Source organism: Gordonia neofelifaecis NRRL B-59395 (assembly GCF_000192435.1).
In the GTDB taxonomy this organism is placed as follows: domain Bacteria; phylum Actinomycetota; class Actinomycetes; order Mycobacteriales; family Mycobacteriaceae; genus Gordonia; species Gordonia neofelifaecis.
Map to the genome: position 1 here is coordinate 79,505 of NZ_AEUD01000010.1, position 21,525 is coordinate 101,029.

Annotated in this window: 23 protein-coding genes, 1 tRNA gene and 1 pseudogene; 12 read left to right on the forward strand and 13 right to left on the reverse strand. The window is 68.5% G+C overall.

What is annotated here, in order from left to right; translation table 11 throughout:
* The first annotated feature begins 102 nt into the window (after nt 1-102).
* Nucleotides 103-726: an MspA family porin gene (locus SCNU_RS12330; RefSeq protein WP_040518369.1), complete on the forward strand. Its 624-nt coding sequence runs from the start codon at nt 103-105 to the stop codon at nt 724-726.
* A gap of 30 nt (nt 727-756) precedes the next feature.
* A complete protein-coding gene (locus SCNU_RS12335) occupies nt 757-1,413 on the forward strand; it encodes an MspA family porin (protein WP_009679715.1) in 657 nt (218 codons plus the stop codon).
* Nucleotides 1,414-1,598: 185 nt separating this feature from the next.
* On the opposite strand, the gene SCNU_RS12340 is transcribed toward SCNU_RS12335, so the two are convergent.
* The 4 genes from SCNU_RS12340 to SCNU_RS20855 all read right to left on the reverse strand — a co-directional run bounded on the left by SCNU_RS12340 (nt 1,599) and on the right by SCNU_RS20855 (nt 4,153).
* Nucleotides 1,599-2,282, reverse strand: coding sequence for a biliverdin-producing heme oxygenase (locus SCNU_RS12340; protein ID WP_009679716.1), 684 nt, complete (start codon nt 2,280-2,282; stop codon nt 1,599-1,601).
* 130 nt (nt 2,283-2,412) lie between these two features.
* The gene (locus tag SCNU_RS12345) at nt 2,413-3,288 is read right to left on the reverse strand and encodes a large conductance mechanosensitive channel protein MscL (protein ID WP_040518327.1); all 876 of its coding nucleotides are present in this window, start codon (nt 3,286-3,288) and stop codon (nt 2,413-2,415) included.
* Between the two features lie 95 nt (nt 3,289-3,383).
* Nucleotides 3,384-3,932, reverse strand: coding sequence for an SAF domain-containing protein (locus SCNU_RS12350; protein WP_009679718.1), 549 nt, complete (start codon nt 3,930-3,932; stop codon nt 3,384-3,386).
* Complete coding sequence (locus SCNU_RS20855) at nt 3,914-4,153, reverse strand: hypothetical protein (protein WP_009679719.1); 240 nt, start codon at nt 4,151-4,153, stop codon at nt 3,914-3,916. The genes SCNU_RS12350 and SCNU_RS20855 overlap by 19 nt, the downstream gene beginning before the upstream one ends.
* On the opposite strand from SCNU_RS20855, the gene nhaA reads away from it, so the two are divergent.
* On the forward strand, nt 4,152-5,420 hold the full coding sequence (gene nhaA, locus SCNU_RS12355; RefSeq protein WP_009679720.1) for a Na+/H+ antiporter NhaA: 1,269 nt from the start codon (nt 4,152-4,154) through the stop codon (nt 5,418-5,420). The genes SCNU_RS20855 and nhaA overlap by 2 nt on opposite strands.
* A 79-nt stretch (nt 5,421-5,499) precedes the next feature.
* Nucleotides 5,500-5,790 carry an FmdB family zinc ribbon protein gene (locus SCNU_RS12360; protein WP_009679721.1) on the forward strand — a complete coding sequence of 97 codons (291 nt, stop codon included), beginning with the start codon at nt 5,500-5,502 and terminating at the stop codon, nt 5,788-5,790.
* 30 nt (nt 5,791-5,820) lie between these two features.
* On the opposite strand, the gene SCNU_RS12365 is transcribed toward SCNU_RS12360, so the two are convergent.
* A complete protein-coding gene (locus SCNU_RS12365; protein ID WP_040518329.1) occupies nt 5,821-6,402 on the reverse strand; it encodes a 5-formyltetrahydrofolate cyclo-ligase in 582 nt (193 codons plus the stop codon).
* A gap of 59 nt (nt 6,403-6,461) precedes the next feature.
* Here SCNU_RS12365 and SCNU_RS12370 point away from each other — a divergent pair.
* The 5 genes and pseudogenes from SCNU_RS12370 to SCNU_RS20635 all read left to right on the forward strand — a co-directional run bounded on the left by SCNU_RS12370 (nt 6,462) and on the right by SCNU_RS20635 (nt 11,201).
* Nucleotides 6,462-7,427, forward strand: a pseudogene (locus SCNU_RS12370) (UTP--glucose-1-phosphate uridylyltransferase).
* Between the two features lie 134 nt (nt 7,428-7,561).
* The gene (glp, locus tag SCNU_RS12375; protein WP_009679723.1) at nt 7,562-8,866 is read left to right on the forward strand and encodes a molybdotransferase-like divisome protein Glp; all 1,305 of its coding nucleotides are present in this window, start codon (nt 7,562-7,564) and stop codon (nt 8,864-8,866) included.
* Between the two features lie 31 nt (nt 8,867-8,897).
* The gene (locus tag SCNU_RS12380) at nt 8,898-9,554 is read left to right on the forward strand and encodes a GNAT family N-acetyltransferase (RefSeq protein ID WP_083812599.1); all 657 of its coding nucleotides are present in this window, start codon (nt 8,898-8,900) and stop codon (nt 9,552-9,554) included.
* A 120-nt stretch (nt 9,555-9,674) separates the two neighbouring features.
* Entirely contained in the window at nt 9,675-10,979 is a 1,305-nt protein-coding gene (locus SCNU_RS12385) for a gephyrin-like molybdotransferase receptor GlpR (RefSeq protein WP_238526437.1), read from the forward strand.
* 45 nt (nt 10,980-11,024) lie between these two features.
* The gene (locus SCNU_RS20635; RefSeq protein ID WP_009679726.1) at nt 11,025-11,201 is read left to right on the forward strand and encodes a hypothetical protein; all 177 of its coding nucleotides are present in this window, start codon (nt 11,025-11,027) and stop codon (nt 11,199-11,201) included.
* 55 nt (nt 11,202-11,256) lie between these two features.
* Here SCNU_RS20635 and SCNU_RS12390 read toward each other — a convergent pair whose 3' ends face one another.
* The 3 genes from SCNU_RS12390 to SCNU_RS12400 all read right to left on the reverse strand — a co-directional run bounded on the left by SCNU_RS12390 (nt 11,257) and on the right by SCNU_RS12400 (nt 13,158).
* The gene (locus SCNU_RS12390) at nt 11,257-12,012 is read right to left on the reverse strand and encodes a hypothetical protein (protein ID WP_009679727.1); all 756 of its coding nucleotides are present in this window, start codon (nt 12,010-12,012) and stop codon (nt 11,257-11,259) included.
* A 43-nt stretch (nt 12,013-12,055) separates the two neighbouring features.
* On the reverse strand, nt 12,056-12,592 hold the full coding sequence (locus SCNU_RS12395; protein ID WP_009679728.1) for an MmpS family transport accessory protein: 537 nt from the start codon (nt 12,590-12,592) through the stop codon (nt 12,056-12,058).
* A gap of 209 nt (nt 12,593-12,801) precedes the next feature.
* Nucleotides 12,802-13,158 (reverse strand): cupin domain-containing protein, encoded by a 357-nt coding sequence (locus SCNU_RS12400; protein WP_009679729.1) that lies wholly within the window; start codon nt 13,156-13,158, stop codon nt 12,802-12,804.
* A gap of 202 nt (nt 13,159-13,360) precedes the next feature.
* On the opposite strand from SCNU_RS12400, the gene SCNU_RS12405 reads away from it, so the two are divergent.
* Together SCNU_RS12405 and SCNU_RS12410 are read left to right on the forward strand one after the other, a co-directional pair.
* Nucleotides 13,361-14,125, forward strand: a complete 765-nt coding sequence (locus tag SCNU_RS12405; RefSeq protein ID WP_050792817.1) for an SDR family NAD(P)-dependent oxidoreductase — start codon at nt 13,361-13,363, stop codon at nt 14,123-14,125.
* Between the two features lie 10 nt (nt 14,126-14,135).
* Nucleotides 14,136-15,050: a TIGR03619 family F420-dependent LLM class oxidoreductase gene (locus SCNU_RS12410; protein WP_009679731.1), complete on the forward strand. Its 915-nt coding sequence runs from the start codon at nt 14,136-14,138 to the stop codon at nt 15,048-15,050.
* Between the two features lie 95 nt (nt 15,051-15,145).
* Here SCNU_RS12410 and SCNU_RS12415 read toward each other — a convergent pair whose 3' ends face one another.
* The 3 genes from SCNU_RS12415 to SCNU_RS12425 all read right to left on the reverse strand — a co-directional run bounded on the left by SCNU_RS12415 (nt 15,146) and on the right by SCNU_RS12425 (nt 18,013).
* A complete protein-coding gene (locus SCNU_RS12415; protein WP_009679732.1) occupies nt 15,146-15,889 on the reverse strand; it encodes a lytic transglycosylase domain-containing protein in 744 nt (247 codons plus the stop codon).
* A 486-nt stretch (nt 15,890-16,375) separates the two neighbouring features.
* Nucleotides 16,376-16,451 (reverse strand) — tRNA-Ala (locus tag SCNU_RS12420).
* A gap of 524 nt (nt 16,452-16,975) precedes the next feature.
* Complete coding sequence (locus SCNU_RS12425; protein WP_009679734.1) at nt 16,976-18,013, reverse strand: GmrSD restriction endonuclease domain-containing protein; 1,038 nt, start codon at nt 18,011-18,013, stop codon at nt 16,976-16,978.
* A 55-nt stretch (nt 18,014-18,068) separates the two neighbouring features.
* Here SCNU_RS12425 and SCNU_RS12430 point away from each other — a divergent pair, with 55 nt between their 5' ends.
* Nucleotides 18,069-19,493: a carboxylesterase/lipase family protein gene (locus SCNU_RS12430; RefSeq protein WP_009679735.1), complete on the forward strand. Its 1,425-nt coding sequence runs from the start codon at nt 18,069-18,071 to the stop codon at nt 19,491-19,493.
* A gap of 30 nt (nt 19,494-19,523) precedes the next feature.
* Here SCNU_RS12430 and SCNU_RS12435 read toward each other — a convergent pair whose 3' ends face one another.
* Together SCNU_RS12435 and SCNU_RS12440 are read right to left on the reverse strand one after the other, a co-directional pair.
* The gene (locus SCNU_RS12435; protein WP_009679736.1) at nt 19,524-21,206 is read right to left on the reverse strand and encodes an alpha/beta hydrolase; all 1,683 of its coding nucleotides are present in this window, start codon (nt 21,204-21,206) and stop codon (nt 19,524-19,526) included.
* The gene (locus SCNU_RS12440) at nt 21,167-21,454 is read right to left on the reverse strand and encodes a hypothetical protein (protein ID WP_009679737.1); all 288 of its coding nucleotides are present in this window, start codon (nt 21,452-21,454) and stop codon (nt 21,167-21,169) included. The genes SCNU_RS12435 and SCNU_RS12440 overlap by 40 nt, the downstream gene beginning before the upstream one ends.
* Between the last annotated feature and the right edge of the window lie 71 nt (nt 21,455-21,525).

A 21,525-nucleotide genomic window follows, 5' to 3' on the forward strand; every position in this document is an offset into this window, starting at 1 on the left:
GTCCTTCATACGACTGGGTTAATCTAAGCCGCGGCTGAGAAAATATAATCCGCCGCACAGTCTTAACCGGCCGTGATGCCGGTCACGTGAAGGGTGATCCGTGTGAAGTTCAGTGGAGTCGGCAAGCGCCGCCTTGCAGCCGCGGCTGCAGTGGCGCTGACCGCCGTTACCGGAGCAGTTGTTGGAGCAGGCGCCGCAGACGCGTTGCCGAATGGACACACCAAGGCCGTCGGCGTCGACGGTCAGGTCGTGAACATCTCGCGCACCGGCGAGAGCAGCCGCACCATGCCGTCGCTCGCCGCCAACGGCGCGGGCCGCGCCGCTGCCGTCTCCGGCACCTACAGCACCTCGCTGAGCAAGGGCACCGGCATCATGACCGTCGGCTACCTGGTCGGCTGCCAGGTCAACCTGACCGGATTCACCGGCTCGCTCGGTGCGTCGATCGACCTCACCGGCGCGAGCCTGAGCGGTGGCCTCACGGTGCCGCTGGCTCCGGGCCAGGTCGTCTTCGCCAAGACCGACAAGATCAACCTCAAGAAGGGGAAGGGCACTGTCATGGTCGACAGCTTCTCCCTCGACGTGCAGCAGTGCGGCGGCTACGCATCCGCGCGCTCGGTGGTCCAGGTCGTCGCGGCTGACGGCTACGACGCCCAGGAGAAGTCCCTGTCCGGCAAGAGTGGCTACGTGCAGGCCAACCTGTACGGCGCCCCGTTCAGCCTCGGCTGACCCCAGTCCACGTCTTAGCGAGGTAGAACAATGAACAAGCGTGTAGTCCGCGGTCTCACCGCGTCCGCAGCCATCGCCGGCGCCGTCGTCGTCGGCGCCACCGTCGCCGCACCGGCCAACGCCGTGTCGCTGCCCGGTGCATCGAAGACCAAGACGCTGCCCGAGGGCACCGTCACCATCAAGCTCTACGACGAGTCGGCCACGGTCAGCAAGGCCGTCACCAGCACCCCGCTCTCGCGCGAGGTCATGGTGTCCGGCAAGGTTCGAGTGACCACCACCGGCGGTGTCAAGGGCGGCAGCGTGACGGCCGGTTACATCGTCGGCTGCCAGGTCAACTTCGGTGCCGACATGGGTGCCAAGGGCGGCATCACTCAGAGCTTCACGCCGAAGGCCGGAACCACGACCCTGCCCGACGCTGCACCGAGTGTCGGCGGCAACGGCGGCATCAAGCTCGCCCCGGGTCAGGCCAAGTACGCGCCGATCGTCCGTTCGGTCGTCGACGACACCGAGACCAACTCCTTCACCTTCAAGAACGCCCAGGGCGGCGTCGCGTACAGCCAGGAGCGCTTCGGCGTCGACGGCTGCGCGGGCTACGCCCAGGCGCGCGCCAAGGTGACCGTCCGCGTCGCGACCGACACCTACGTCGGCAACGTGACCCTGTACGGTCAGCCGTTCAGCATCGGCTGACACTGAGCAACGAGAAGGGCCGCGACCTCCAGGAGGTCGCGGCCCTTCTCGTGTGTCTGCCTCACGCCGGCGGAAAGTGCAGTATCCGCGTAACTCGCCGTCAGAAGCTGGATTCAGAACCCAGCTTCTGACGGTGAGCTACGCGGATGGGCCGGTGAGCGGATCGGTGCGGAGGGTCGAGTCGCTCAGCGGCGGAAGTCGTCGATCAGTCCGCCGAGCTCGGCGAAGAGATCGTGGTTGAGGCGGAAGGCCACGCGGACCTCGTCGACGATCCGGGCGCGGTCGTCGGCGCTGAGCGTTTCGCCGATCGCGTCGAGGCGAGCGCGGTAGCCGTCCTTATACGGCTTCGTCGCGACGTCGAGATCGAAGGCGTACATGGCGATGCCCTCGCCGTCGAGCTCGAAAGCGCGGTCGAGGATCCGGCCGATGGCCTGACCGCCGGACAGATCGCCGAGGTAGCGGGTGTAGTGATGGGCCACCACGAGGCCACCCCACGACGCGGCCTCCGCGAGCCGGGCGGCATACGCGTCGGCGGCGACCGAATCGAGCGGCCGGACCTCGGCTCCGGTGCGCGCGCTCCAATGCGCGAGATCGGCGTCGATGGCGACGACTCGCTCGAGCGCCGGATCGTGGACCAAGGCGACCTGCGCATCGTCGGCGAGCGCGCGAGACGCCTGCTCGAGGGCGTCGTAGACGACGCGCAGGCGCTGCAGGTAGGCGATGTATCCGGCTTCGTTGATGCGGCCGGCGAGCAGTTCGGCCATGAACTCGGAGTTCTCGGCCTGCTCGTGCTCGATCATCGACCCCTTCTTCATCTCCTCCGACAAGTGCAGATCAGCGACGAGGTCGGGTGATGCGGTGGTCGTCATAGCGGCCCCTTCAAATATCGTCGGAAAGGCAAGCCTAACGTAACAATAAGGTGGGCGTACGCGCGAGTCGGAATGCTCAGAAACGACGAACGGCGCCACCTGGGTGGCGCCGTTCGTGGGAGATCGAGGATCAGCGAGAATGCCGCGGGTGGTCGCCCGGATGCTGTCCGGGGGGCGGCGGGTACTGGCCCGGCGCGTACTGTCCCGGCGGCAGGCTGCCCGGCGGCGGGTAGTCGCCCGGAGCCGGATTCGGCGTCGGGAAACCTCCGGTCGGGGGACCCGACGGCGGTGTGAATCCCTGCTGGCCCGGCGCCTGCCCGTGCTGCGGGTAGCCCTGCGGCGGCGGACCCTGCTGCGCCTGCGGCGGGATGCTCATCGTCTGCGTGCGGTCGCCGTACCCGGGCGACGGAGGCCCGGCCGGGGCCGCGGCTTCGCGCGCCGCCCGCTCAGCGGCTTCCCGCTCGGCATTGGCTCGATCCGCGGCCTCCCGCTCGGCGGCCTCGCGTTCGGCCCGCTCGGCGGCTTCCTTCTCGGCCTCGGCGGCAGCACGCTTGGCGGCCTCGCGCTCTTCGGCCTCGGGATCGAGAGCATTGCGGATCTGAGTCAGCAGAACGATCTGCTCATCGGGATCCTCTTCGCCGTCTTCGAGCTTCCGGAGTTCCTGCAACTTGTTGTAGGGAACCACGATCAGGAAATAGACCACCGCGGCGACGATGACGAAATTGATCACTGCCGAGATCACGGCGCCGAAGTCCAGGAAGGTCGCCGGATCGTCGGCCTTGATCGGGAATCCGAATCCACAGATCTGCGCTGGTCCGCTGACGGAGCCTTCCGCGGCGGGCGCTGCAGAGGGGCAGTCGCCGCTCGGAATGGTGGCGAGAAGCGGATTGATGATCTTCTCGGTGAATGCGGTGACGATCGCGGTGAAGGCGGCGCCGATGATCACGGCGGTGGCCAGTTCGACCACATTTCCACGCATTATGAAATCTTTGAAGCCCTTAAGCACGCGAGTCCCCTCTGATTTGAGTGCCTATTGCCGTGCGCTGAGTCTAAACCACATATCAAGGATTCGTGTGGTGGAACAGGCCCATTCGGTCGTGGTCAGTGCAGTACGAGGGCCAGGGCCATCCCTAATCCGGTGGCCGCGACTTCATGCGCCGACTGTTCATTCATGGCGAGGAGAATCGGGCTCGACGCCCCGCCGATCCCTCTGTTCGAGACGGCGGACGGGGTCGCCGCGACCACCGCTCCGCGTGCCAGAACCGCCGCATCCGCATCGAGGACGTCGACCGTGTCACCTTGCCGGACGAGCGTCGCGACCGACTCGTCCGCCGGCCGGACCGGTACCAGTCGCGCCGTGCTCGAACCGGTCAGCTGGGCGGCGAGACGAGAGGTCAGGAGCCTTGTCTCCGTGATGATCTCACCCCTCGTCACCGGGCCGGTGAGGCGTTGGCCGACAGCCTTTCCGGTGTCTCTCAGGGCGCTCGCCGGGACTGTCGCGGCGGGCATCGGGACCGAGGTCAGATCATCTGCAGTGAGCACCGTCCCCGGGCGCAGATCTGCGGCCGCGGTCAGCACGCGAGGGGCGTCCGGCCTGCGGTGCGAGTACACCACCGAGGCTGTTGCCGCGATCACCAGCAGTAGCGCCATGAGGCGTCGGGCACGTACCGACCGAAACCGTCCGCCGGCGAGCACGGATCGAAGACGAGACGGGAGCGTCGGCGAGAGGCTGCGAGCGCGACGGGGAAGTGGCATGCGATCAGCGTGGACGGCTCGTCGCCGATGAAGTCCGGGAATGCGACGGTTGTGGATGAATTGCCGCGATTGGTCCGAATTCCCCAGATCTCGGCGTCTGCAAGGATGTTGTTCATGCGCGACGACGAGGACCCCACAGAAATCGAAACGGTGTCGGACGCCGAATCCGCATCGTCGCGGAACGCCGGATGGCGCGGATGGATCAGCGGCGATATCCAGGGCGGCGCGATCCTCTTGGTCGCCGCGATCCTCGGATTCGTACTCGCGAACTCGCCCTGGCGCGAGGGATATCACTCGATGCTGGAGACGGTGGTCGGACCGTCGTCGATTCACCTCGATCTGACGATCGCGGAGTGGGCCGCCGACGGTCTGCTGGCGATCTTCTTCTTCGTGGTCGGTCTGGAGCTGAAGCACGAATTCGTCGCGGGCAGTCTGCGCAATCCGCGACGGGCGGGCGTCCCCATCGCCGCCGCGGTGGGCGGGATGGTGGTTCCGGCGCTCATCTTCGTCGCGATCGTCGCCCCGAGTGATCCGGAGGCCCTGCGTGGCTGGGCCACCCCGACGGCCACCGACATCGCCTTCGCTCTCGCGGTCTTCGCCGTGTTCGGGCGCGGGCTGCCCGCCGCGCTGCGCGTGTTCCTGATGACCCTCGCGGTGGTCGACGACCTCCTCGGCATCATCGTGATCGCGACGGTCTATACCGACACCATCGACTTCGTGATGCTCGCGGCCGGACTCGTGTCCGTCCTGCTGTTCGGCTTCGTCGCCCGGGCGCAACGGACACGGTGGTGGGTCCTGCTTCCGCTCGCATTGCTCGCGTGGGCGTTCGTGCACGCCTCGGGAGTCCATTCGACGGTCGCCGGGGTGCTGCTCGGATTCATGGTGCCCGCGGTCGCGATGTCGGGGGAGCGCAGTCCGCGCACCGAGACCTTCGGGGAGACGATCGCACCGATCTCCGCGGGCGTCGCCCTGCCGCTGTTCGCGTTCGCGTCGGCGGGCGTCACCGTCATCGGCGTCGGCAACATCGTGCAACCGGTCAGCATCGGCGTCTTCTGCGGCCTCGTGTTCGGCAAGGTGATCGGTGTCGTGACGACGACGTTCCTGGTCACGAAGCTGACCCCGCTGCAGCTGGCGGACGGTGTCACCCTCCGGAGTCTGCTCCCCGTCGGGTTGCTCACGGGTATCGGCTTCACCGTTGCGCTGCTGATCGCGGAGCTCTCGTTCTCGGATGCGTCCGGTCTGCCCGCCGACCATCAGCCCGCGGCCAAGGTCGGCATCCTCCTGGGATCGCTGGTCGCTGCCGTGCTCGGCGCGGGTCTGCTCCGGTGGGATGTGCGGCAGGGCGGGCGAGCCGACGAGGTCGCGGTGGAGCTTCCCGAGTAGCGCCGACTGGCACTCGGAATTATTGAGTGCCATTTTCGGTTTACACTGGACGACGAGTTCTACACCTTCGGAGGTTCCTGTGCCCACCTACAGCTACGCGTGCACCGAGTGCGACAACAAGTTCGACATCCAGCAGGCGTTCTCGGACGACTCGCTGACCGAGTGCCCGCAGTGCAGTGGTCGGCTGCGCAAGCTCTTCAACTCGGTGGGCATCGTCTTCAAGGGCAGTGGCTTCTACCGCACCGACTCACGGTCGGGCAGCTCGGTGGCGGCGAAATCCTCCGGCGACTCCGGCTCCTCGTCCTCGTCGAGTGACTCCTCGACGTCGAGCGCACCGGCCGCCGCGGCGCCGGCGGCGACCCCGGCCTGACCGCGGCGCATCACCCGGGCGCACCACGGCCTAACCGACGCGGACGAATCCGCTTCCCGGAGTCAGCACCCAATCCATCGGCACGTCGTTGACCTCGTGCGGGACGCCGTCGTCGAAGAGCTCGTCGTCGTGCACCACCGCGACCACCGGAGCATCGACGGACGCCAGCGTGCGGTCGTAGTAACCGGCACCCCGACCGAGCCGCGCACCTGTCCGATCGGCCGCGACCGCGGGGACCAGGATCAGATCCGCATCGTGCAGGACGTCTGGATCGAGCCGGTATCCCTGCGGCTCCAGCAGCCCCCAACGACCTTCGGCGAGCGAGGCCTCGCCGCGGTACTCGCCCCAGAGCAGGCGCGCCGGTTCCCCCTCGGGAACGATGGGCAACAGGACCCGCAGGTCTCGATCGAGCAGGGCGTCGAGCATCGCGGTCCCCCCGGGTTCCGCGCGGGTCGCGACATACGCGGCGACGGTGCCGCCGGGATCGATCTCGAGCGGCAGGCGATACATCCACTCGGCCAGTTCCGCGTTGCATTGGGCGAGGACGAACGGCGACATCCGAGAGCGGGCCTCGAGGACGCGGCGTCGCATTCCGGACTTTTCTTCGCTCATAGCTCCCTTTCAGAGACTCAGGTCCGATCCTGCCAGAAACGGCCACTACGCTGAGGGCCATGTCTGACACCACCGCGCGTACTTCCGGCCGGCGATCCGTCACTCTCCCGCCGCCCCCGATTCCGGAGACCGCGGTCGTCCCCGCGGCCGGCCTCGGCACGCGGTTCCTGCCTGCGACCAAGACAGTGCCGAAGGAACTCCTGCCGATCGTCGACACTCCGGGAATCGAGCTCGTCGCCGAGGAGGCGAAGTCGGCGGGCGCGGAGCGGCTGCTGATCGTCACCTCGCCGGGCAAGGACGGAGTGGTCGCGCACTTCGTCGAGGACCTGGTGCTCGAACGCCGGCTGGTCAAGCGCGGTAAGGAATCGATGCTGGCGAAGGTGCGGAACGCGCCGTCGCTGATGGACGTCGCGTCCGTGGTTCAGGAACGACCGCTCGGTCTGGGCCACGCGGTCGGCTGTGTGGAACCGGAACTGCGGGACGACGAGGACGCCATCGCCGTGCTGTTGCCCGACGACCTCGTGCTGCCCGGCGGCACGCTGGGCCGGATGGCGGCCGCGCGTGCCGAGTACGGCGGGAGCGTGCTGTGCGCCATCGCGGTCCCCGACGACAAGATCAGCGCCTACGGTGTGTTCGACGTCGAGGACGTGGAGGGGCACGCACGTGTCCGCCGCGTCCGCGGGATGGTCGAGAAGCCGCCCGCCGACCAGGCGCCGTCGAACCTCGCGGCCGCCGGCCGTTACATCCTGGATCGGAAGATCTGCTGGCATCGAGGTCAGCGGGTCTGCGATCAGGTCCGCACGAGTCTCACGCCCATGTAGACGAGCGAACTCCAGCTCACCGACGCCATCGCGCTGCTGATCGAGTGGGGCGAGCCGGTGCACGTGGTGATTCACGAGGGCACTCGGCACGACCTCGGCAATCCTGGCGGCTACCTGAAGGCGGCGGTCGACTTCGCTCTCGACCGCGACGACTACGGCCCGGAACTGCGGGAATGGTTGACCCAGCGCCTCGCTGAAGACTGAGTGTTCCGCCCTGCTCCGCGCGCCTGCGGGCGTGCGACGAAGTGGGCCGTTAGCCTCGACATGCGTGTTGTCCGGTGCAGGCATGCGGACGGCACGCAGCCAGTGCGACGACCCCGGGGGACGTGAGGAGAACTATGCGCTCGGTCGAGGACCATTTGAGCCTCGTGACGGCTTCGGTGGTCGCGCCGCGACCGGTGCAGGTGGCCATCTCCGAGGCTCAGGGCCTGCTGTGCGCGGAGGAGGTCGTCACCTCCGATCCGCTGCCGGGCTTCGATCAGGCGGCCGTCGACGGCTATGCGGTCCGGGCGGTCGACGTCGTGCTCGCCGGGGCCGATGCACCGGAGGACATGGACTCGCTCGACGCCGACGGCGTCGACGTGCGCGAACTCGACGACTCGGGCAGGCTCGTCGTGCACATGCCGGTGGTCGGCGAGGTGGCCGCGGGGTCGCGGACGCCGACCCGCCTTCAGCCCGGTCAGGCCGTCCGAGTGGAGACCGGTGCGCCGATGCCGACGCTCGCCGACGCCGTGGTTCCGCTGCGCTGGACCGACGGCGGCGACGCGCGGGTGATGATCGGGCACGCCGTCGAGAGCGGCGACTACGTCCGCCACACCGGCGACGATGTGCGGCCGGGCGACGTGGCGGTCCGTGCCGGCTCGGTGATCGGACCCGCCCAGGTGGGACTGCTGGCAGCGGTCGGCCGGTCGCGAGTGCTGGTCCATCCGCGGCCGCGCGTGTCGGTGATCTCGGTCGGCAACGAACTGGTCGACATCGACCGCAGTCCCGGTGCCGGGCAGGTCTACGACATCAACAGCTATTCGCTGGCGGCCGCGGCGCGCGACGCCGGCGCCGACGTCCACCGGGTCGGCATCGCCGAGCGCGATCCCGACCGTCTGCGCGAGGCCGTCGAGGCACAGCTGATCCGTTCCGAGATCGTGGTGATCTGCGGGTCGATCGGCGGCGAGGCGTCGCTGGCGATCAGCGCCGCGCTCGCGGACCTCGGCGATCTGGACATCGGCCGCGTCGGCATGCATCCGGGTTCGGTGCAGGGCTTCGGCCGCCTCGGCCGCGACGAGATCCCGACCTTCCTGCTGCCGGCCAATCCGGTGAGCGCGCTCGTCACCTTCGAGGTGATGGTGCGCCCGCTGATCCGCATCGCGCTCGGCAAGCGGCAGCCGATGCGCCGCACGGTGACCGCACGGACCATCGGTCCGATCCTGTCCGTCGAAGGACGACGCGGCTACCTGCGCGGACAGCTGATGCGCGACGAGCGTTCGGGCGACTACCTGGTGCAGGTGATCGGTGAATCCGAGACGGGGACATCGCATCTGCTGGCCGAACTCGCCGAGGCGAACTGCCTCATCATGGTCGATGAGGACGTCGAGGAACTGCGCACCGGCGACCACGTCGACGTCATGTTCTTGGCGCAGCGCGGATAGGGGCGCGGGCGGTCCCCTTACAATCGCCTGTGTGCTGAGGTGGTTGATCGATTCGCCCCGGAGCCCTGGGTGGCCGGCGGATCTGGGGCCCGTGCGGGTCAATGCAGGCGTGGTCCGTATCCGTGCCATCCGAATGCGGGATGCGTCCGAGTGGAGTCGGCTGCGGATCAAGAATCAGAACCAGCTGTTGCCGTGGGAGCCGACCGGCCAGGGGCCGTGGGACGCCCGACACCAGCCGTCGTCGTGGGCGCCGATGTTCTCGCTGCTGAAGTCGGAGGCCAAGCGCGGCACCGTGCTTCCGTTCGTCATCGAGGTCGACGGGCGGTATGCGGGGCAGCTCACGATCGGCAACGTCCAACGCGGCGCGGTCCGCAGCGCGTGGATCGGATACTGGGTCGACGACGACGTCGCGGGCGGCGGTGTGGCGTCGGCGGCCGTCGCGCTGGGAGTGGATCACGCGTTCGGCCCGGTGGGTCTGCATCGGCTGGATGCGACGGTTCAGCCCGAAAACCACGCCTCGCAGGCGGTCCTGCGGAAGGTCGGATTCCGCGAGGAGGGCCTGCTGAAGCGCTATATGGACGTCAACGCCCGATGGCGCGACCACATGCTGTTCGCGCTCACCGTCGACGAGCTCTCGGGCAGCGCCGTCGACACGCTCATCAGGGCCGGCCGGGCGTACGCGGTCTGACGGGCTGATCGTTCTCTGAGAATCCCGGACCGCCTCGGCGCGCCTGTTACGCGTGTGGCGTGAGTGTTCCTAACCTGTTGAGTGGAACACTGTCGCTCGACCATCGGAAGGGACTGCCGAATGATGCCGACATCTGTGCTGTGGGTGACGCTGATCGGGGTATGGCTGTTCGTGCTGGTCCCCATGGTGTTGCGCGGTCGGCCGCAGGCGCGGAAGACGACGGAGGCCGCGGCCAACACCCGGCTGGTCCACCGCGGCGGGTCGGGACGAAAGACCGCTACGCGCACCGCCACTCGAGCCCGCGTCGCACAGCGCGCCGCGGCCAACGCGGACGAACAGGCCGCCGCGCGCAAGGCCGAGGCCGAGCGAGCAGCCGCCGAGGTCGAGACCGACACGGACACCGAGACCGAGGACGAGACCGCGCCGACCCTCGATGCCGAGTTGATCGACGACGTGGACGCGAGCGCCGATGCCGATGACGTCACCGATGATGTGTCGGACGCCGACGACGTGCTCGACGTCGAGGTCGAGGAGACCGACGATGCCGTCGAGGTCGAGGATGCCGGCGATGCGGAGATCGACGACGTCGACGAGGTCGATGAGGTCGTCGCGGAAGACGACACCGAGGAGATCGCGACGCTCGCCGTCGACGACGACACCGTCTCAGCACTCGAGATGACCGACCAGATCCCGGTGGTCGAGGACGAGGTGGTCGATCTCGACGAAGCCCAGGCCGCGCGTGCCGCCGATCAGATCCCGGTCGACGTCGAAGACGACGAGTACGACGACGCCGCCGAGTACGAGGACGCGGAGGAGTACGAGTTCGACGACGAGGCCGAGTACGACGCCGAGTACGAGTACGACGAGCACGCTGACGTCGACGAGGAAACCGAGACGGACAGCATTCTCGAGGACCAGGACGAAGACGCGCCGACGGCACGCGAACTGCGCGGTCGCGGCGGGTACGGCCCCGACCACACCGCAGAGCGTGAGCGGATGCAGTACCGCGGACGCCAGCGCATGGTTCTCGTGCTCCTGACGCTGACCGTCGCCGCGATCGCGTCGGCATTCCTGGTCCGACCAGGGGGTGCGATCGCCGCCGTCGCGATGGTCGCGGTGTTCGGCGCGTATCTGGTGCTGCTGCGGAAGACTGTGCGCGAAGAGCAGGTCCGCCAGGCTCAGCGTCTGGCGAGGCGGCGGCGCCAGCACGAAGAGGACGTGCGTCTGGCGAGTCGGCAGTCGGCGCCGACGTACATCGAGCCGCCTGCTCGGCTGCGCCGCCCGGGCGGGGCCGTGGTACTGGAGATCGACGACGAGGATCCGGTGTTCGATCACCTGCCGACCTACGACTTCGCCTACGAAGCCGGTTTCGATCGGGATCAGGACGATTACGACGTCGCCGACTACCGCCGCACCGCGGTCTAGGTCTAACCCCTGCCCGCACCACCCACCGAGAATTAGGCTGGAGACATGAGCGACGACGACCAGTGGTACTTCGACCTCGCCTCGGGAGACGTGACCCAGGGCAAGGTCGGCAATGTGTTCAATCGGATGGGGCCGTATCCCGACGAAGCGACGGCACGCCGGGCGCTCGACATCGCCGCCGCGCGCAATGCGGCAGCGGACTCCGATGACGAGGACGACTGAACGGGTGATCGACTGTGTGAAGGCGTGAGGCCGGCCGGACGATGTCCGGCCGGCCTCACGCGTTCTGGTCGTCGAGCGAGGCGACGGGCGTCACCGTCTCCGGATGCGCGACGATCCACTCCCGGCAGAGCCGAGCGGCGTGCCGGAGTGCGATCACCTCGCCGAGATAGCTCGCGGCGCCGCCGACGAACGGGATCCACCCGAGCAGGCCGAGCAGTCGCGGCGATCCGGGTCGTCGGCCGAGAGCGCGCGACAGGTTCAGCAGTGTGCGGCCCAGCGACCACAGGCGGACCACGAACGAGCCGTCTCCCGACGAGGTGAGCGGCTCGACCGAATCGCCGGACGAGGCCGGTAGATCGTCGAGGTCGCGGTCGAACAAGATCGACGCGAGCATCGCGACACCGGCCTCGCGCGAGGTCACTCCGTACTCACGGGCCACCGCCCGCAGAACCAGGGCCTGACTGCCGAACCCGAGATAGTCGGACATCGGAAGCTTCTTGGTCCATGCGCCGAACACGCTCGGGAACGCGACGCCGCCGGTGGTGATCAGACCGATGCGGGACACCCACCAGTCGGCGCGGTCCCGCATCGGCAGTTCGTCCCATCCGGCGGTGCCCGGCCAGTCGAGGACGTTCAGGACACCGGCGGCCACCAGCCCGGTGCGGTCCAGGCAGTTCCGTGGGCTCGCCGGCGCGAACGTCCGGGCCTTGAGGCTCAGCGGGTCGGAGTCGGCGAGCACGTCGAGCATCGGGTCGATCGTGGCGACGGCCCGATCGAGGATCTGCGCGACGTCGGCGTCGGTGAGCGTCATGGCGCCGAGCGTAGTGCCTCGCGACCTGCGGCGCTGCTCGCCGCTACTGGCTCGGCTGGGTGTCCTCGGACGGCACGCTGTACGAGCAGTCCGCCGTCGCGGCCGGGCCGCGGCTGGTCTGGGTGTTGCGGACCTCGCCGTTGACCACGATCTCGCAGGTGATCGTCTGATCCGATGCGGCCTCGAAGTCGTTGGTGGCGGTCAGACTTGCGAGCTTGCCGAAGCCCTTCAGCGTGACCTCCTTCTCCCAGGGGAGCTGCGCGGCCGTGTCCTGCGCGATGTTGAAGTCCTGGTCGCTGTAGGTGACCGAACCGTTGCCCGAACCCTTCACTCGGTACGTCACGGTGGCGGTGCTGTTCGACGCCTTGTCGATCTCGTTCGCGACCCCGCCGACCATCGCGGCGCAGCCGCCGACGATCGCGAGGAAGACGATCACCAGGCCGCCGACGATCCACGGCCACTTCTTGCGCCTCTTCGCCGGCTGCTGGGGCGGGTACGGCTGAGCGTACGGATTGGGCTGACCGGGGTACTGCTGCGCCGGATCGGGCTGAGCGGAATTGGGCTGCTGCGGGGTGGTCATGTCGACTCCTATGGCTGTGGTGATGGCTGAGGGGTTCGAAGCCCCTCAGTCGGACATCACGGACAGTAGGCGGCGGGTACGACAGAAACGGTCGACCGGGTGAGGTGCGTTAGTCCGTTCGGCCGACGAAAGAGGGTCGTCTGAACGGATGAAAGTTCAATCGCCCTCGCCAACGACGAAATCTGTTGGCGCGAGCGATGATTCGCCACTCAGTGGTGGATCGAGTCGGATCGCAGGACGTCGACCGACACCTCGACGGCGGGGACGTCGCCGCGGTTCTCCAGCCAGTGCGAGGTGTTCCGGTCCTCCGGCCAGCCGAGCCCGGGGCCGTAATCGGTGTCGACGCCGTCGCGGTGGTCGGTGATGACGCCGGACAGCACGTACACCGTTCCCGGCCGTCCACGGTGGTCGTGCAGCGGTCCGTAGACGGCGCCCGGCGCCAGGGTGATCAGGCGCGTCCGCAGTTGGTAGCCCTCCATACCGGGGATCTCTGCTCCGAGGTCGATGGCCGCGAGTAGTTCTGCGGTCACGCCGTGGCTGTCGGGCACCGGTTGGTCGTCGTCCATCAGTCCTCCGAAGCGAGGCGGCCCGCCGAGTCGAACTGTCGACTCGCCGGTTCCACGAGCCCGTACGGGCGTACTCGAAATCATCCTCTTGCGACGCGCACGCGGCAACGACTGCGGCTGCGGGTTCCGGTGGGTGGGAGGAGGAGTGTCGGATCGGCTCGATGGCGGGCACGGTGGGACCGTGGCTGAACAATCGGGATCGATGTTGGCAGGACGGCGTGCCGTCGTCTTCGGAGGCGCCGAGGGGATAGGTCGGGCGATCGTGGAAGCCTTTGCGGCGCAAGGCGCTTCGGTGCTGTCCGTAGACGTGCAGGAGTCTCCGGGCGGGTCGTCGCAGGTGAGGAGTCTGATCTGGGATGTTCGTGACGAGCGGTTGCCCGCGGAGATCCTTGACTTCGACCCGGACATCGCGGTCAACAACGTCGGGCACTTCATTCGGCCGCCGACGTCGTTCGTCGATGCGGATCCGTCGGAGTGGGCACGACTGCACGACATCAACTTCGGGTACGCGCTGCGCACCACTCACGCGCTGCTGCCCGCGATGATCCGCGCCCGTCGCGGCGCCGTCATCAACCTGACCTCGGTGGAAGCGCATCGCGCGATTCCCGGACACACCGTGTACAGCGCGTACAAGGCCGCGCTGATGCAGTTCACGCGGTCGGTGGCCGCGGAGGTCGGGCATTACGGCGTCCGGGTGAACGCGATCGCCCCGGACCTCATCGAGACCCCGCAAGTGCCGTACGCCGACCTGGTCCCGCGCGAACACGAGCACATGTGGGAACGGTGGTCGCCGCTCGGTGGTCCCGGGCAGCCCGTCGACGTCGCCGGTGCGGCCGTGTTCCTGGCGTCGGATCTCTCCAGGTTCACCACCGGAACCACCGTGCACGTCGGCGGGGGCACGGAGGTCGCGGGCGGATGGTTCCGCCGCGGCGACGGCGGCTGGACCAATCGACCACTGAATCCCTGACGGAAGGAGAATGCTGATGACAACGCTGAGTCTGATCGTGCCGAACTTCGGCGACACGCTGGCCGCCGATGACTTCGGAGCGCTGATCGACATGTGTGTGGCTGCGGAGGAGGCCGGATTCGACCGCGTGATCCTCACCGAGCACGTGGTGATGGGGTCGCAAACCGGAGACTACGGGTGGGGGACGTTCCCGACCGGCCCGGACGCCCCGTGGCTCGATCCGCTGACCGCGCTGGCCATGGTCGCCGCCCGGACCACGACGTTGCGCCTGGGCACCGGCATCGTGATCGGTGCGCTGCGCGGTGGCGCCAACCTCGCCAAGACGGCCGCAACGCTGCATCTGCTGTCCGGCGGCCGCGTCGATCTGGGTGTCGGGACCGGCTGGCAGGCTCGCGAGTACGAGGCCGTCGGCCTGTCGTTCGCCGACCGCGGGCGCCTGCTCGACGACACGCTCGCCGTGTGCCGGGCGCTGTGGTCGGAGGCGCCCGCCGCCGTCGATCGTCCGGGGATCCAGTTCTCGGACGTCTACTGCAATCCGCGGCCGACCGCGGACGCGCCGCTCCCGATCTGGGTGTCGGGGACGCTGACCGGTCCGGTGCGTCGCAGGCTGGTCCAGTGGGGCGACGGATGGATTCCGATCATGACCGCCACTGACGACGACATCGCTGCGGGCGTCGAACTGCTGAAGTCGGACTTCGCGGCCGCCGGGCGCGACCCGGAGACCCTTCAGGTGCGTGGCCGACTGATTGTCGGCCGTACCGAGGACAAGCAGCTGGACCTCGAGCTGTGTGCGAAGCGCTTCGCCGCGCAGCGTGACCTCGGCGCGACCGACGTCGCGGTGGCTCTCCAGGGCATCGACCGCGACCCCGCGACCGCCCGCACGAAGCTCGCCGAGTTCGCCTCGGCGATGAAGGCCGGAGTCTGAGCTTTAGTTCGAGCGCAGAAACAGAACGTGCGATGAGTTCGCGCCCTGGGCGGGCGCGAACTCATCGCACGTTCTGTTTCTGCGGCCGATTCGGCTCAGTAGCTGCGGGCGAAGCCCAGCACGTTGCTGACGTAATCCATCGAGTTGTTGTAGCGCAGCACCGCCTGGCTCCGGCCGGCGTCGGTCGCCAGGTCGAGGTTGTCGTCGCACAGGTAGCGAGCCGTCGTCAGGGCGGCGTCGTACAGGTTCTGCGGGTCGGCCTTGCCGTCGCCGTTGCCGTCGGCCGCGTAGTGCTGCCACGTGGCGGGGAGGAACTGCGTCGGTCCCACGGCGCGGTCGTAGACGGGGTCGCCGTCGAGGCGGCCGCCGTCGGTGTCGGTGATGACCTCGTTGCCGCCGAGCGAGCCGTCGAGTACCGGGCCGTAGATCGGATGACGGAGCTGACCGTTCGCGTCGGCGTCGCCGAAGTTGGCGTGCTGCGACTCGACGCGGCCGATGCCGCCGATCAGCTTCCAGTCGATGTGGCAGCCGGGGGCGGTCTTGGCCATCGAGTCAGCCGCGGCCTTGTACGCCTTGAAGTTGATCTCCGGGACCACGCCGGTCGTGACCGAGGCCGGGAGGGCCGGAGCCGGCGCGACGGCCGGTGCCTTGGCCGCGACCGGGCGGACGGGGGTCTCGGTGGTCGACGGGGCGGACTTCGCGTCGGCGTGCACCGGAGTGGGGTCGGCGGCGACGCGGTCCGGCGAGCTGGAGGTCACGCCCAGCAGTGCGCCGGTGACCGGTACGAGACCGGCCGCGACGAACAGGGCAGACTTCAACGACTTGCGATTCGGATGCATGGGGAAAGACCTTGATATCGGGGAGTTCGGCTTGCGCTCGACAATTCTTCGCACATGGGCGACCGGGCCTCGTGGCCTCACCTGTTCGAGGACTGCCGACGAACGTACATGAGTTCGTACCAATACCGTTACGATGTCGTTATCAAAGACCTATGGTGCTCTGTAGTGGCACGGTGCTATTGCAGGTCAGCGGGGCGATCGGGATGTGCCTGTGAGTTGAGACACGAAAGCGCTGGTCGTGACCGTTTTGGTGGAGTTGGGTGCGACGTGCGGTGTCACCGGCCTGGGGTTCCGTGCGGACTCTGACGCGGTGGCCTGGCGGGTGCTCGCAGGCCTCGCCGACGGCGTCCCAGTGCGTCACCCTGCGCCAGCGGAGGTTCAGTCAGGGCGGGACGGTGCCTGTCGAGGCCCCGAGGCAACGGTTGGGATTCGTCTCGTGAAACGACGAAGGCCCAGGTCTGAGAAATCCTCTGACCTGGGCCTATCTGGTGGAGCTAGGGAGAATCGAACTCCCGACCTACTCGATGCGAACGAGTCGCGCTACCAACTGCGCCATAGCCCCGGGGCGTCGTGCTGACGACCGAGGAACAGTCTAACAGCACACGAACGCCGGTACGCAAAGCCCCTGCGGTGAGGGGTGCGTACCGGCGCCGGATGGTGGCCTACTTGCCGAAACCGAAGGTGATGGCGACGTGGAGCAGGTCGCCGCCGAAGACGGTGAAGTCGTTGAAGAACTGGGTGAGAGCGGGGAACATGTGTTCGCCTTTCGGTAGGGGTTGGCCGCATCGGGCGATGCCAGAAAAGCGTTACACAAGACGCCGAATCGGTATCTTCGAGCGATGTCGAATCACATTCGTAGGCGGAACGTGTTGGCGGACACAGTGTCTCGTGTGCATGAAAGTTCCCGGGGTTGACCTGCGGGTTTGCTGTGAGGTGGCGGTCTTTCGGCTGCGTCATCGGGGGCCGGACACGTGAAGTTAACCTAGCCTCACTTGGCGTTAACTCCGAGGTACTCGGCGAACTCTAGAGGAAAGATCGAGAGTGGCCGTCGGGTGGACGGGAGATGCGCGCTCCGATCGTGCCGGATCACTCGCAGGCGACGCCGTCTCCGTCACGGTCGAGCTTGCTCGAGTACCCGGGCTGCCCCCGCAGCAGCGGCGCGGCGCCCGCGGCGCGCACCGCGGAGCAGTTCTTGTAGTAGACGTCACTCGGAGCGGCAGGCGCGGGCTGTTCGACGAGCGGCGCGCGAGTGGTGGCGGGCGGGGTGTACGCCGGTGGCGTGGTCGTCGGAGTGTCGACGGCGGGCTCCTCGGTCGTCGGGGTGCCGCCGCATGAGCTGAGCACTCGCTGCATCGCGCTCTTCTCCGCAGCGGTCACCCACAGGCGATACGCGGCCTTCACAGCGATCTGACGTGAGACGTAGGTGCATCGGTAGGACTTGTTCGGCGGCAGCCAGGTGGCGGCGTCGCCATCACTCTTCCGCTGGTTGGTGGGGCCGTCGACGGCCTGGAGGTTCCGCGGGTCGTTGGCGAGGTCGGTGCGCTCCTCGGTCGAGAGCAACTGTGCGCCCTTCTGCCACGCGTCGGAGAGCGCGACGAGGTGATCGATCTGGACGGCCGAGGAGGTCCGTTCGCCACGCTGAAAGGGAATGGTCCGGCCGGTGTACGCGTCCTGCAGCGTGCCGGTGAGCACGACGCAGTTGCGGGTACGGGCCTTGTACGTCACGCCGGTGAGGTCGCGGGTGAGGATGTCGTTGCGGGTGTCGCATCCGTTGTGCCCGCCCCCGACGTTCACGTCATCGGTCCACGCCTGGCCGAACAGCGAGCGACTGTAGCCGGTCTTCGGGGCGCGGCCCTTCACTGCGAGCGTGTCGAGCTCGGCCAGCGCTGCGGCGGCGTCGCCGGACGGTGCCGCGGGGGCGGCCTCGGTGGCGACAGAGGTACTCGGCCAGGTGAGGTCGCCTCGATCGCTCGCGGCATCGACGCTGGTGGTGGACGGCTCCGCCGGTGTCGACGACCCGGCGTCGCAGCCCCCGATCAGAGTCGCGGCCAAGACGGCGACGGCACTCGCGCCGAGCCTGGTCGCAGTGCCGGATGAGTTGAACAATCGGTGACGCGCTCGCATACCGCCATCATCGCACCGCCCTCCGACAATTCCGGCGCTGGAGTAGCGTGACCGTGTGACCCGCATCTCAACTGATTCTCCTGTCGTCTCGACCACCGGCGGACGCGTCCGCGGAACGTCCGACGGTGCCGTCTCCGCGTTCCTCGGCATCCCCTACGCCGCGCCGCCGGTCGGTCCGCTGGCGTTCGCCGCGCCGGCTCCGCACGAGCCGTGGGACGACGTCCTGGATGCGACGTCGTACGGCCCGACGGCGCCGCAGGTGGGCTATCCGGCGCCGATCGCGGCACTGCTCGACAATGTGATCGAGCTCGGGGACGACTACCTGAACCTGAACGTATGGACGCCGGACCCGGATGCGGCGGACCTGCCGGTGATGGTCTGGATCCACGGCGGCGCGTTCTCGCGCGGGTCCAACCGGATCGAGATCTACGCGGGCGACACCTTTGCGCGCGATGGCGTGGTCTGCGTCGGGGTCAACTACCGACTGGGCGTCCCGGGCTTCGGGGCACTGCCCGACGCCCCGGACAACCGCGGACTGCTCGATCAGATCGCCGCCCTGGAATGGGTGCGCGACAACATCTCGGCGTTCGGCGGCGACCCCGGCAACGTGACGATCTTCGGGGAGTCCGCCGGGGCGATGAGCGTCGCCTCGTTGCTGTCGTCGCCGCGCGCCGTCGGTCTCTTCCGCCACGCCGCAATGGAGAGCGGCAACGGCATCACGGCGGCCGACGTCGACGACGCCCGGAAGGTGACGGCGAAGCTCGCCGAGAAGCTCGGCGTCGACCACACGGCGGCGGCCCTGGGCCGGGTCCCGATGCCCGACCTGCTGAAGGCGCAGACCGAGGTGGTCCTGGAGTTCACGATGAACCCGGACCCGGAGATCTGGGGCAAGACCGTCGCAGACATCGGCCTCGGCATCATGAGCACCTTCCCGGTACTCGACGGCGACGTTCTGCCCGACATCCCCCAGAACCGGATCGCCGACGGCGCCGGGGCGGACGTGCCGCTCCTGGCCGGATGGAACGCGACCGAGTTCCGGTTCTTCTTCGCCCCGACCGGAGTCGTGGCCGGGGCGACGCCGGAGGCGGCTCGCGGCATGCTCGGACGTGCGGGCATGCCGACCGACCTGCTCGATCAGCGACTGGCCGACGGGGTGAGCGCGGGCGATGCGCTCTGCGAGGCGGTGACCGCGATCGCCTTCGCCGACCCGACGCGTGCCCTGGCCGAGCTCCGGCCGGACTCTCCGACGTATCTGTACGAGTTCGGGTGGGAGAGCCCGGTTGCGGACATCCGGGCCGGCCATGCGGTGGAACTGCCGTTCGTGTTCGACCACCTCGATGCGGCGCACTCGCTCACCGGACCGGAACCGGACCAGTCGGTCGCCGACGAGATGCACTCCGCCTGGGTGCGGTTCGCGAAGACCGGCGATCCGGGATGGGCTGCGCACCGCGCCGGAGCCGAACCCCGTCCGTTCGGATAGGTCGCGACGCCAGCGGAGGCCGACGCGCGGTCAGCGGCCGGGCAGAACCAGGGACACCAGGTTCAGCGTCTCGTCCAGCAGTCCGTCGACGATCGCCTCCGCCTGACCTCGGGCGTCGATGTCGGGACCACGGTCGACGTACGGCGTCACCTCCCGCCCCGCGACGACCGCGGCGATGTTGCGCAAGGCCCCGGACGCGGGGTCGTCGAGGTAGCCCGAATGCGCGTGCCGGCCTTCGACCACCGTGCCGTCCGCATACCGGCCGGTGTCGAGCCGCGTCACACCGGGCGCGGTGTCGGGGTCGCCGCCGTGCACCGGCGCGCCGAGCACCTGGGCGTAGTGGATCGGATCGCCCGGAGGGGTCAGCGAGTACCGCTGGACCTCCGGATTCGCGTTCTTCCATGGCCCGGACTCGACGCCCGTGCCGGCGGACGAGGCGTAGACGATGCGGTCGGCGCGGATCCCGAGCTGCTCCGCGGTCCCGACCACCGAGCCGCCGTAGGAATGGCCGATGAGCGTCGTCTTCAAGGTCAGCCCGGACACCGCCAGCTGCTGGTCGAGTGCACCGGTGAAGTCGACCAGCCGGGGCGCCAGGCGGTGGGCGGCTCCGGGGTCGAAGGCGGTGTTCTCGAAGGGAGTCAGGTCCGTGTCGATCAGCTCCTGAGGGAGGTCGCCGTCGGCGTAGACGATCACCGGGGCACCGCTGGCCCGCGACAGTCCGACCGCGCGTCGGCGGTAGTCGTCGACGCTGTGCAGCCCGGTGCCGGTGCCGGGGACCAGCACGGCCACACCGGTGGCGTCCGGACCGAGATCGCCGACCATCTCGATGAAATGACCGTTGCCCTCGTCGCGGAATCCGAGGATGGACCGCGGCGCCTTCCGCCCGGGATGCCGTGGGTCGTCTGCCGGGGCCAGCAGCTCGCGAAGCCGGCCTGCCTTCTCTCCGCCGCCCCGGCCCGCCTGGATCTCGACGGTGAGCGCGTCCCGGATGCTGCGCGTGTTCGCCGCCGCCCGGTCGGCGAAGTCGATGCCGTTCAGATTCCCGATCACGTCGGGCGCCGCCTCGATCAGGTCGCGGCGCTGGGCATCGTTCAACGATGCCCAGTAGCGCGCGATCATCTCAGGCGGCAGCAGCTTCAGCAGGAAGGTCGCATCGGCGGCGTCGACGTACTCACCGTTGGGCAGCGGGACCAGGCTGCCTGAGCCGTCGAGTTGCCGGACCAGGGCGTCGAGGCTCGTTCCGAGTGAGACATCTGCCGCGTCCGCCTCGTCGAGCAGACCGGTGATCCGATCGGTCAGATAGGCCGCGTCCGCCCGCCGGCTGGGATCAGGGTGCGTGACGGCGCCGTCGTCGCCGACATCGAATCCGGAGGTCTGTGCGGCTGCCAGCTGACTCGCGATCCGGTCGCGAATCGCAGCGAGCCGCGCGTGGCCGTCCCGGGTCGTTCTGGCGATGTCGAGCAGGGTCCGCTCGAGTCGGTGCAGCGCCGTCGTCTCGGCGTCGACGCGCTTATCCGCGGCCTGCCGGGTGACGCCCCGCCATGTCGGATCGAGGTCCGACGACCGCCGGATCGAATCGGAGGTGTTCGCGACGCGTTCGCCGCCGGTGTCGAAACGGGTCGCTGCGGCCAGCATCTCGTCCAGTGGCCAGCCGAGTACCTCGGCGACGCCGGTCATGCCGATCGCCGCAGGGCGGCGAGTGCGGCCGCGCATGCCCGATCGGATTCGACCGTCGCGGTGTTGAACCGCTCGATGGCGCCTGCCGATTCGTCGAGCCGTCTGGCCGTCGAATCGGTGATCGCGCGCACCGCCGTCGCGCAGGCGGCGAGGGCCGCCGTCGAGAGGCCGCCGCGGACGGCGAGATCGCCGACCTCGCAATCGAGGCCGGCGATCTCATCGCTGCAGTGCCGCCAGCGGGCGACGATGCTGTTCAGTTGTTCCGGTGTGATGCCGAAATCCATGGCGACCTCCGAATGACCCGAGAAACTCTCTTCATTCGTTGGACGCACGGCGAGCCAATCGGGCTCCGGCG

Excerpts from the sequence above, each read along its gene's own strand:
- SCNU_RS12335 (WP_009679715.1), top strand. The coding sequence starts at position 757 with ATGAACAAGCGTGTAGTCCGCGGTCTCACCGCGTCCGCAGCCATCGCC.
- SCNU_RS12340 (WP_009679716.1), bottom strand. The coding sequence starts at position 2,282 with ATGACGACCACCGCATCACCCGACCTCGTCGCTGATCTGCACTTGTCG.
- SCNU_RS12350 (WP_009679718.1), bottom strand. The coding sequence starts at position 3,932 with ATGGCGCTACTGCTGGTGATCGCGGCAACAGCCTCGGTGGTGTACTCG.
- nhaA (WP_009679720.1), top strand. The coding sequence starts at position 4,152 with ATGCGCGACGACGAGGACCCCACAGAAATCGAAACGGTGTCGGACGCC.
- SCNU_RS20855 (WP_009679719.1), bottom strand. The coding sequence starts at position 4,153 with ATGAACAACATCCTTGCAGACGCCGAGATCTGGGGAATTCGGACCAAT.
- SCNU_RS12365 (WP_040518329.1), bottom strand. The coding sequence starts at position 6,402 with ATGAGCGAAGAAAAGTCCGGAATGCGACGCCGCGTCCTCGAGGCCCGC.
- glp (WP_009679723.1), top strand. The coding sequence starts at position 7,562 with ATGCGCTCGGTCGAGGACCATTTGAGCCTCGTGACGGCTTCGGTGGTC.
- SCNU_RS12385 (WP_238526437.1), top strand. The coding sequence starts at position 9,675 with ATGATGCCGACATCTGTGCTGTGGGTGACGCTGATCGGGGTATGGCTG.
- SCNU_RS20635 (WP_009679726.1), top strand. The coding sequence starts at position 11,025 with ATGAGCGACGACGACCAGTGGTACTTCGACCTCGCCTCGGGAGACGTG.
- SCNU_RS12390 (WP_009679727.1), bottom strand. The coding sequence starts at position 12,012 with ATGACGCTCACCGACGCCGACGTCGCGCAGATCCTCGATCGGGCCGTC.
- SCNU_RS12395 (WP_009679728.1), bottom strand. The coding sequence starts at position 12,592 with ATGACCACCCCGCAGCAGCCCAATTCCGCTCAGCCCGATCCGGCGCAG.
- SCNU_RS12400 (WP_009679729.1), bottom strand. The coding sequence starts at position 13,158 with ATGGACGACGACCAACCGGTGCCCGACAGCCACGGCGTGACCGCAGAA.
- SCNU_RS12405 (WP_050792817.1), top strand. The coding sequence starts at position 13,361 with ATGTTGGCAGGACGGCGTGCCGTCGTCTTCGGAGGCGCCGAGGGGATA.
- SCNU_RS12410 (WP_009679731.1), top strand. The coding sequence starts at position 14,136 with ATGCTGATGACAACGCTGAGTCTGATCGTGCCGAACTTCGGCGACACG.
- SCNU_RS12415 (WP_009679732.1), bottom strand. The coding sequence starts at position 15,889 with ATGCATCCGAATCGCAAGTCGTTGAAGTCTGCCCTGTTCGTCGCGGCC.
- SCNU_RS12425 (WP_009679734.1), bottom strand. The coding sequence starts at position 18,013 with ATGCGAGCGCGTCACCGATTGTTCAACTCATCCGGCACTGCGACCAGG.
- SCNU_RS12435 (WP_009679736.1), bottom strand. The coding sequence starts at position 21,206 with ATGCGCGGCCGCACTCGCCGCCCTGCGGCGATCGGCATGACCGGCGTC.
- SCNU_RS12440 (WP_009679737.1), bottom strand. The coding sequence starts at position 21,454 with ATGGATTTCGGCATCACACCGGAACAACTGAACAGCATCGTCGCCCGC.